Raw genomic sequence first — 9,233 nt, 5'->3', positions numbered from 1 at the left:
CCCAGCCCCGGCCGTAGTCGACCGACGTCGCCACAACCTGCCCGCTTGTCCCGCACGAAACGAAGAATCGGGCATCAGGTCTCATACCGCCCTCTGAACGACCCACTAGGGGGAACGCCCGCCGGCGAACGACACAAGTCGCTCAACTGGAGCGATGCTCCCCGAGATGCGGTGAGTGGTGACAGCAGGTCACTCCTCGAGCTCGTCGATGTTCTTCGTCCTGGTCACCATTGGCCTGCTTCACGGATAGACCCGGCGCCGTTTGACGGCTATCCGCGGAGCGGCATGGGGCGTCCTCCGATTCGGCCTCTTGATCACCTCGGTCTGGTTGTACGAGGCTCGCCGCTCCGGGCGGAGTACATGTCCGGGCCCACGGGTCTGGTCGGTGAAGCGGTGACCATGGGCTTCCTGAGCTCCGGAGTGCTCGACCTGGTCGGTCCGGATGACAGACGATCAGTGATCGTCGCCTTTCTGGTCTTGGTCGGAGTTCTTCTTCTCTGGCTTTCCACTCACGCTGCGGCAGAGCGAGATGCCCCGGGAGGGCTGTACATCGCCGACCCGTTCCTCCCCACTGCACTCAACGGTTTCGTCATGGCAGGTGAGCAGATCACGGTCGGCAGCCTGTTGGCAGGAGCCGGAAGCATCACTGACAGGGCCGGAGGCCGGATCGTAGACGGCGTACAGGCAGGGCAGACTGGGCGCATGACAGCGACATCGATGACCAAAGGTGGCAACCTTCCCGTCGCTACCAAGGCGGTGCAGGTCGAACTCGGCTGGTCCGGGGGCCCCGGTGCGCCGGACGCCGATGCCTCGGCGCTGCTACTGCGTGCCGACGGGCGGGTGAGGAACGACGGGGATTTCGTCTTCTACAACCAGCCCCAGCATGTCTCGGGTGCCGTGCGTCATCTGGGGAAGCGGCGGGACGGTGGCGGTACGACGGATACCGTCGGCGTGGATCTGGGGACCCTGGAGCCGGAGATCGAGCGGGTCGTTCTCGGCGCTTCCGCGGACGGGGGCACCTTCGGCCAGTTGTCCGGTCTGCGGCTGCGGCTGCTCGATGCCGGGACGGGTGAGCAACTGGCGCTGTTCGAGATGGAAGCAACGACGGAGACGGCGTTCATCGGCGGAGAGCTGTACCGGCGAGCCGGTCAGTGGAAGTTCCGCGCGGTGGGACAGGGGTACGCGTCCGGACTCGCGGGGCTGGCCACCGACTTCGGGATCAGTGTGGACGAGGAACCGGGCGCCATCGCGTCGACGGCTTCCTCGGCGGTCACCCCCGCCCCGGGCTTCCCCTCCCCGCGTCTCGTCAAGGGCGAGGAGCGGTTGCCGGTGGACATGCGCAAGCGGCTCTCCCTGCGCAAAGAGCAGGTGGCCGTCAGTCTGCGCAAGCACGGGGCTGAGGGAGTGACCGCGCGCGTCATCCTGGTCCTGGACGCCTCCGGGTCGATGTCGTTCCTGTACTCGAAGGGTGTCGTGGCCGACGTCGTGGAGCGGATGGCCGCGGTGGCCGCGCAGCTCGACGACGACGGTGAGATGCAGGCGTGGACGTTCGCGTCGAACCCGGCCCGGTTGCCGGACCTCGCCCTGGGTGACCTGCCTGAGTGGCTGCAGCGTCATGTCCGGGTCGGTGAACTGACGTTGTTCCGGCGCAAGAAGCCGCGGAAGGGTCTGCTGCCCGGCCAGGTGGACATGCGCGCGGTCGGAGTCCAGAACGAGGAGCAGAAGGTGATCGCCGAAGTGCGGACGTACGTCCGTGAGCACCCGGCGGCGGCTCCCACGCTGGTGCTCTTCTTCTCCGACGGCGGCGTCTACCGCAACAAGGAGATCGAGACCGAGCTGCGGGAGGCGGTGGGCGAACCGGTCTTCTGGCAGTTCGTCGGGCTGGGGCGCTCCAACTACGGCGTGCTGGAGCGGTTCGACACCCTGCCGGGCCGGCGCGTCGACAACGTGGGGTTCTTCGCCGTCGACGACATCAGCGACGTACCGGATGCGGAGCTCTACGACCGGCTGCTGTCCGAGTTCCCGTCGTGGATGCGCGAGGCACGGCGGCTGAGCATCATCTGAGCCGGCGACCGGTCGGGACGTAGGGGTGGGGCCCCTGAGCTGCGACCGGTTGGAGAGGGAGCCGTTGGAATCTTGCAATCCTCTGCGCGGCCACCCACAGCTCGGCCCGTCTCCCTACCGTTAGTGCACGCCGAGCTTGACTACGGAGCAGGCGGTGCGGCAGACGCGGCAGCTGCCTGAAATCTCGAAGCCGAAGGGGGACTGTGCGCCACGGCGACCACTGTGGGGTGGTGGCGGCGTGCTGGTGTTCGTCTGTTTCTGCCACCGGTTCTTGTGGGACCGGCCGAAGGACCTGGAGGCGGGCCTGCAGCTCGCCGGGAACGGTGGGAGGTGGCGGGAGATCCTCACCATGCACGGCGGGGCCGGTACGCCCTGTCCCTCGCCTGGTCGTCGATTCAGGCTCCGGTGTGGGACGGTCCGTCGTATCCGCGGGACCCGGAACGGACACTCCTCGCATGGCACTGTGTTCGGAACACCCTGGGGTGCTCCGAACACAGGCTTGGCCGGTCAAGGGGGCAGGTCAGCCGATGCAAGTAGCATGTCCGATACGCCTCCTGCGGGGAGCTGGTCGAGAACGTCGGCCGTCTTCGGTTCCCCGCGTCCCTGACGGAGCGCTGCCCTTTGTCTGCGTTCCCGGCTGTCAGTTGAAGATGTCCAGGAGGTCCGGCCAGGAGCCTGCGTCGCCGGCGGGGCGGGGCCGCATGGGGAGCGGATTCGGGTAGGTCTCCGCTGCGACCCTGGCGCGGACGATGTCGGGCCCGCCGCACGTCGCGACCGCGAAGGCGCCGAAGACCTTGGCGAACGCGGCCGGGTCGCGGAACTCCACGCCGATCGCTCGGCCGTCCCGCAGCGGCACCCACACCACCCGGTCGACCCGTGCCCATTCGAGCACCGGCTGGTCGTCCGCTGTCGACCGTCCCTCCAGCCACAGCCGCGCCACGTGCAGCAGGTTCACCTTCTCCATCGGCAGCCGCTTGCGCCGCACCCGCAGTTCACGCGTCGTCAGCTCGACGCGCTGGTCCTTCTTCGGGTACCAGACGCCGCCGATCCCGAACGGCACCCACAGTAGGATTCCGATCATCGGCCAGACCAGTGCGGCGCCCCACGACCTGAGGAGTCCGCCGTCCAGCAGGTACAGGGCCCCGAAGACCAGAACCCACTTCGCCGTCATCCGCCAGAAGCCGCTGCCTTGCCGGTACAGGACCCGTCGCTTCCCCGTGTTCGCCATGCCCGTACGCTATCCGCCGCCCCGCAGCTCCCCGGAGGTGCCCTTCGCCACCGCCGGGAGGCGTCACCGGCGCAACCCGTCGATGCCTTGCCTTGGCCCGTGCGCGTGTTGACGTCACCCGCCATGCGGCCGGTCAGCGTCACACGACGCTTGGCCAGAAGCCCTGCCCCAGGTATCAGGAGCCGCGTCTCCGTGCCCCGCACCAGGCGCGTGCGCTCATTCCGCCAGCGGGACGAGCAAGATCAGGGAGTCTGCGACCGGTAGGTGAGCCACCGGGCTCACCCGGCCAACCGGGCTGCCGAACCGAGGTCGCCGGATTTTTCCTTGGTGTCCAGGCCCTCAGCTGTTCAAGATCCCTCAGCGGAGACCTGTCTCACCCGTCCACAACCTCCCGGGACAGAACGGCTAGCGCGACGGTGCCCCTCGGCCCGCACCGCGCTGAAGTGCAGCGTGGCAGCTCGCCCCCGCCCTGTTCATCCGCCTGCTTCATAAGCGGAATGACCATGTGGGATCTTTCGTGTTGTCCTGCGGCTGGTTGCCTTCCGTCCGCGCTTACCCGCGCGGACACCACTTACCAAGCTGCGCCCGTGTTCTGTCCCTCTGTGCCGCCTGCCGTCAGGCGGGTTCGTCTGCGTCGTTCTCTCCGGCGCGGGTGTGGGGGAGCAGCTCGGGGGGCGGCCCACCCTGCGGCCGTCGCAGGAACATCAGGGAAGGTACGCTCACCGCGTTCCTCCCGGGACAGCCCCGCAGTCCTTGAGTATCCCCCCGGAATCCCTGACATCTGTCAGCACCGTTCCTGCCGGTGCTCTCCTAGCGTTTCGTGGACGAGCCCGTGTCATCCCAGCCGCGAGGATCACCGTGCGTCTGCGCAACCGAACGGCGCAAGCCGTCCTCCGAGGACAGCGGATACCTGGCCACGCTCACCATGAGAAGACCTACCAGGCTGCTGGCCCAAGCGGCCAAGCCATCACCGACAACCGGCTACACCGATGGCACCTGGATCGGCTTCGCGGACGGACACAGCAGCGCCGTGTACTTCGAGGACGACCGATACGCCAATCTCCCGTCGTCAGATCAGTGCCGACAACGGCAGCAAGAAGAGGAGGACTTTCATGCCACTTCACCTGCGAGTACGAGCCGCCGCGCTGACCGTCGCCGCGCTGGGGAGCTTGGGCTTGACCACGCCCACGGCCTCCGCGAGCGCCCAGCACCAGTGCACGCTCGAGACGAACGCCTATTACTGCTACAACGTCTACGCCGCGAAGGTCTACGACAGTTTCGACGGTACCGGCAAGGTCGTCGGATACATGTACACCACCTACAGCTGGTTCAGTTGCCGAATCGACAACGGCGCTTATGTAGGCGGCCCGCACCCGAACCGCTGGCTGCTGACGAAGGCGGACAACGGCGTGTGGGGATGGATGAAGGACACGTCCGTCAGCTCCGAGACCAACCCCCTGATCCCCTGCAACTGACACTGGGGCCTCACGGCCTTCCGTGACGGGTGGGTCCCGATAGGAGCAGCATCCGCGAACTTCGCCCCTCAGCCGGCGCACGCCCGAAAGCAGGGCCCTGCGTCGGCCTCCTGTTCAAGGCCCTGAAGTGTTCTGGCTGGTCAGAGTCCACTGGCAGTGGACTCTGATGAAGTGAAGCAAGCGACCGCCGCTAGCGGAACATCGCGTTCCTCGCTGTCCTCGATTTGGTGAAGGGCCTCGGCGAGAGCAGGTTCTCGCCGACCGCGTCGGCCGGCACCATGCCCCCCGGTCAGTACGAGGCCGCGCAGCGCCCACAGCCGGGCGGGGTCGCGGTAGAGGAGGAGGTGGCCCAGGCGGGGGCCGACCGGGCACCTTCGTGTCCTGCTGCCCGTCCGCGTACTCAACGCCGCGTCCTCATACAGAGCGTCGGCGACTTCTATGAGAGGTCGGCAAACGACGGCCACACGGACGGCCAGCATAGCGCCACGTGATCAGGGGCTCGCAAAAGTGCCTGGCCACGGACCCGGGACAAGAGACCGATCAGGAGGCGTGCCCGCGGCGACGTAGTCGGTGGCGCGCGGCCTGAAGTCCCGCAGCGACATGGCTTGTCGTCGACGTTCCCGCCGGACTGCCCTTGGCGTAGCGTGGCCGCGTGTCAGAGCCGCCACTGTCGCCCACCGCGCCCCGCATCCCTCCGCAGCCCGCGGACGAATGGGCTGAGTCCGTGCGGGGGACGTTGTCCGCCGACCTCGGTTCACTGGGCCTCGGCGTGTCTTCGCTCGGTGAAGCACATGTGTTCACGACGCTCGCCCGCCATCCGGAGTTGCTCGCCGCCTGGCTTCCCTTCAGCAGTCAGTTGCTGCTTGCGGGCGAACTACCATTCGCTGAACGTGAGTTGGTGATCCTTCGCGTGGCGCGCAATTGCGAGTCACCCTATGAGTGGGGCCAGCACGTGCGAATCGCCGCGACGGCCGGGCTGTCATCGGAGGACATGGCGCGGGTCGCTGCGGGTCCCGACGCGCCGGGCTGGACGGAACGGCAGTCGTTGCTGCTGCGGGCCACGGACGAGTTGCACTCCGGCGCCCGGATCGGCCAGGCGACGTGGGAAGGGCTGACCCGGCACCTGACGGAGCGCCAGTTGATCGAGCTGCCCATGCTGGTGGGCCACTACCATCTGCTGGCCTTCACCCTGAACTCCCTGCAGGTACAGCCGGAACCCGGACTGCCCCCCATGAGCTGACGGGATGTCTCGGGCAACAGCCAGGTCTGCTCTTTTCCGGGCCCTGTTGTGCGCACTCGTCCTCGGTCAGAGAAGTCGAGGACGTTTGTCAGGGCCGCAGCGAGAGGCCCTGGTGCTCCTTGAGCCATGTGGTGACCGGAGTCGATCCCATGCCATGGCCTTGGACGTCGTCAGCCCAGGACCGCCACGTCGCCACCGGACCGCCTCACGACTCCTCCGGGTCGTCCCTGTCACGCTCGCCGCATCTGCCCCTGGGACGGAGCCACCACGCCGGTCACGACAGCCCGGCCACATCTTTCACCGAGAGCCTCCAGCCCCAGGACGGAGTACACCCGGGTCAAGGCAGCCTGCCCGGCAACGGGCTCATGAGACAGCCTGACGACGGCTTCCACCTCCGGGCCGACCGCGTCGGCGAGCGTGGACGGGTCCACGGTCCAGCCGTCGAGCAGTGAGCACAGCACCGCCTCCGTCGGGCGCGAACTCCGCCACCGGAGCGTGGAGGAACGCGGCATGGGCCGGGACATCCCGATCCGACTGCGCGGCGGGAGTGGCGCGAACGCGCCGGGTGCCACCATCCGAGGGGTGAAGATCGGTGACGAACCTCGAACCAGTTCCCGAAGGAGCAGTGAAGAAACCAGGCAAATCGTCCGCGTGTTCTTCGAATCGCCGGGCACAAGGAGCGACGGAGGTTGATAACTATGGTTCCCCTGCTTCTCGTCCTGCTTCTGGCTCTGATTCTCTTCGGCGCGGGATTCGCGCTGAAGGCACTGTGGTGGATCGCCGTCATCGTGCTGGTCGTCTGGTTGCTGGGCTTCGTGCTGCGCAGTGCGGACACGGGCGGCCGCAAGGGCCGCTGGTATCGCTGGTAGTCCCCCACGAGACGGCAGCCGGCCTGTGGGCCCCGGGTGTTCCCGGGGCCCACAGGCACGTCCTGCCCAGGACATCTCCTCGAACAACGGTGTACCCGCCACCTTCCCGGGCACGAGGCCTCATGGCTGGGGCGCGGTGAAGCAGCGGAACCTGCACCTCCAACCACCGGACCCCAGCCACGCACCCCTCGCCCGGCCGGCTTCGCCTCTCACAGCAGGCGCGACCGTCACGAGGGAAACCCCGCCCCGCTCACCCGGACGGGATCTCCCGTCCAGTGGGCCCTCACCGAGATCGCGGACGAGCGCCGGCACTCGATCATGTTCGCCCGCGGCGCCCAGAAACTGCAGGCGCCGGCCTACCGGCCGCACCGCGTGGCGATCGAACTGGGCGGGGCTTCAAGACCTTGGCGTTCGACGAGGCCGCTACGCGGCGATCCTCGCCACCGAGGAGGTCCTCGATGTCATGCAGCGCGACTGGATGCGGGACGAGCGGGTCGTCCGCGGTTGCCCACCGCAGCAACCGGCCGGAGGGGGGCGTCAGGCCGGGCGGATCGCGCCCTTGATCGCCGACTGGCCGGCGAAGAACACCGACTCCTCACGGATGACCGCTCCCGGACCCGGGGCGTGAATCAGCATGCCGTCGCCGCTCCAGATGCCGACGTGGCCGAGGTCGTCGTGGAAGAAGACCAGGTCCCCGCCCCGGACATCAGCGAGCGAGACCTGCACTCCCGCTCCCCACTGGGCCTGGGCGGTCCGGGGAAGCGTGACGCCGGCGGCCTTCCACGCGGCCTGGGTGAGACCGGGGGCGTCGTACGATCCCGGCCCGACGGCGCCCCATACGCAGGGCCGGCCGATCTGCGCTCGGGCGAAGGCGATCACCCGCTCGGCCTGGGTGCTGGGGACGGCGTCCGGTGACAGCAGGGGTCCGGCGTAGGCGCTGGGCGTGTAAGGAGTGGAGGGTGTTTCGCGTGGCGTGAAGGCTTCCGGTCCCGTCGGGGCGGCAGCCACTGCTGGTGGAGCGGTGGCCGGCTCGGCGGGCACCGCCGGAGCAGGAGCCGCGGCAGGGGCAGGGATGACCAGCAGACCGGCGTCATAGGTCGTGGTGGTCACGTCGGCCGGTGGACCGGAGGAGTAGTGGGCGGTGGGATCGGCTGACGGAGCCGTGGGATGCGTCGCGGTCGTGCCGGTCGCCGGACCGGCATCGTACGTCCCCACATCGCTTGCTGGAGGATCCGCCTGGCGCGCGCCCGCAGTGGGGGCTGGGACGGTGGGCAGCGCCGTAGTGGGCTGCGGGCCGGGCAGTGGGCTGGACTCCGGGGCGGGTGCTGGTGCGGGCTCGTGCAGCGGCCACGCTGCCGCGTCCCCACCGAGAACCGGCTGTGCACCGCCACGCCAGGCGCTCTCGACTCGCCGGGGCTCGCCTGCCACGGCCGGCGCGACACGCTGGTCGGAGAGCTCTGGGAGGAATCCGGTGGTCGGCGCCTGAGCCGATCCGCCGGTCAGCTCCCACGCAACACCGGTGGGCGTCTTGGGCGCTTCGAGGGCGAGGGGCTCCGCGGGACGCTCCGCCGGGCGCACGAGTCGTGCCGCCTGGGGGGCGCGGCCGGGACCAACCGGCAAGCTCCTGTCCGGCTGCGACACCGTCACGGTCGGGCCCAGCTTGGCTCGGGCGGCGTCGAACCACTGCCGGGCGAGGGTTCCGACCGCGGGCTCCGTGTCCTCTTGAGACCGGCCGCGTGCGGCCGTGCCCCGCTGGCTCGGGATCGCAGCCGCGCGGGTCGCGTTGAAGGTGCCCGTATCCCTCTCGGCCCGGTCGTAGAGACTGTCGATCCACCGCCGGACCTCGTCAGGGCTCGCCCTCTCGCTTTCATTCGTCAACGCGGGCACCAGCAGACCGTGCGAGCCGGGCCTCGTCAGTGAGGGCCTCCGGCGCAAGGGAGTTGACCTTGCCCGCGAAGTCGGTCACTTCGGGGCGCGAGGTTGGTTCCAACGCCATGAAAAGGGCGCTCCTTCCGTCCGAGAGTGCACGAGACCGCCTACCTGTTGGCAGAAGTTGTGCATGCAGTGGTCAACTTAGCCAAGTTGTGCGCCTTCCGTGAAGATCGAAGTCCGGAAATGCCCTATATGCTTCTGTGACCTTCACCCCTCCATTTGCGCCCCGACGCAGTCCCACTCACAGGCGCGGACCGTGCACCGCATCGGGAGGTCCCAGGCGACTGAGTGAGCGTCAGGAGAGTCGGGGGCCGACACCGTCGCCGCCCCCATTGAGCAGTGTGCATCGTGACGTTGCAGGTCACGGGTCTGGTATGCGCGGGGTTCGCGATGCTCGGGCTGGTCGCGGGCCGATGGCCATGGTG

Annotated in this window: 7 protein-coding genes and 1 pseudogene; 5 read left to right on the top strand and 3 right to left on the bottom strand. The window is 68.5% G+C overall.

The features are described from left to right. Positions 1–702: 702 nt before the first annotated feature. Positions 703–2,064 carry a VWA domain-containing protein gene (locus ACZ5TL_RS39205; RefSeq protein ID WP_468595558.1) on the top strand — a complete coding sequence of 454 codons (1,362 nt, stop codon included), beginning with the start codon at positions 703–705 and terminating at the stop codon, positions 2,062–2,064. Between the two features lie 640 nt (positions 2,065–2,704). On the opposite strand, the gene ACZ5TL_RS39200 is transcribed toward ACZ5TL_RS39205, so the two are convergent. Next, complete coding sequence (locus tag ACZ5TL_RS39200; RefSeq protein WP_468595557.1) at positions 2,705–3,292, bottom strand: hypothetical protein; 588 nt, start codon at positions 3,290–3,292, stop codon at positions 2,705–2,707. Positions 3,293–4,404: 1,112 nt separating this feature from the next. On the opposite strand from ACZ5TL_RS39200, the gene ACZ5TL_RS39195 reads away from it, so the two are divergent. From ACZ5TL_RS39195 to ACZ5TL_RS39180, 4 genes and pseudogenes are all read left to right on the top strand, one after another. Next, positions 4,405–4,767 carry a hypothetical protein gene (locus ACZ5TL_RS39195; protein WP_468595556.1) on the top strand — a complete coding sequence of 121 codons (363 nt, stop codon included), beginning with the start codon at positions 4,405–4,407 and terminating at the stop codon, positions 4,765–4,767. Positions 4,768–5,419: 652 nt separating this feature from the next. Further along, the gene (locus ACZ5TL_RS39190; RefSeq protein WP_468595555.1) at positions 5,420–6,007 is read left to right on the top strand and encodes a carboxymuconolactone decarboxylase family protein; all 588 of its coding nucleotides are present in this window, start codon (positions 5,420–5,422) and stop codon (positions 6,005–6,007) included. A gap of 698 nt (positions 6,008–6,705) precedes the next feature. Next, complete coding sequence (locus tag ACZ5TL_RS39185) at positions 6,706–6,876, top strand: hypothetical protein (RefSeq protein ID WP_031106884.1); 171 nt, start codon at positions 6,706–6,708, stop codon at positions 6,874–6,876. A gap of 258 nt (positions 6,877–7,134) precedes the next feature. Continuing rightward, positions 7,135–7,375: pseudogene (locus tag ACZ5TL_RS39180) on the top strand (diiron oxygenase); the annotation flags it as partial. Positions 7,376–7,413: 38 nt separating this feature from the next. Here the strand turns inward: ACZ5TL_RS39180 and ACZ5TL_RS39175 are convergent. Both ACZ5TL_RS39175 and ACZ5TL_RS39170 read right to left on the bottom strand, forming a co-directional pair. Then, a complete protein-coding gene (locus tag ACZ5TL_RS39175; protein ID WP_468595554.1) occupies positions 7,414–7,986 on the bottom strand; it encodes a C40 family peptidase in 573 nt (190 codons plus the stop codon). A 757-nt stretch (positions 7,987–8,743) separates the two neighbouring features. Then, a complete protein-coding gene (locus ACZ5TL_RS39170; protein ID WP_468595553.1) occupies positions 8,744–8,872 on the bottom strand; it encodes a hypothetical protein in 129 nt (42 codons plus the stop codon). Positions 8,873–9,233 lie beyond the last annotated feature (361 nt).

This window comes from Streptomyces sp. NPDC033136 (assembly GCF_055578235.1).
This window is presented reverse-complemented; position numbering and strand designations above follow the sequence as displayed.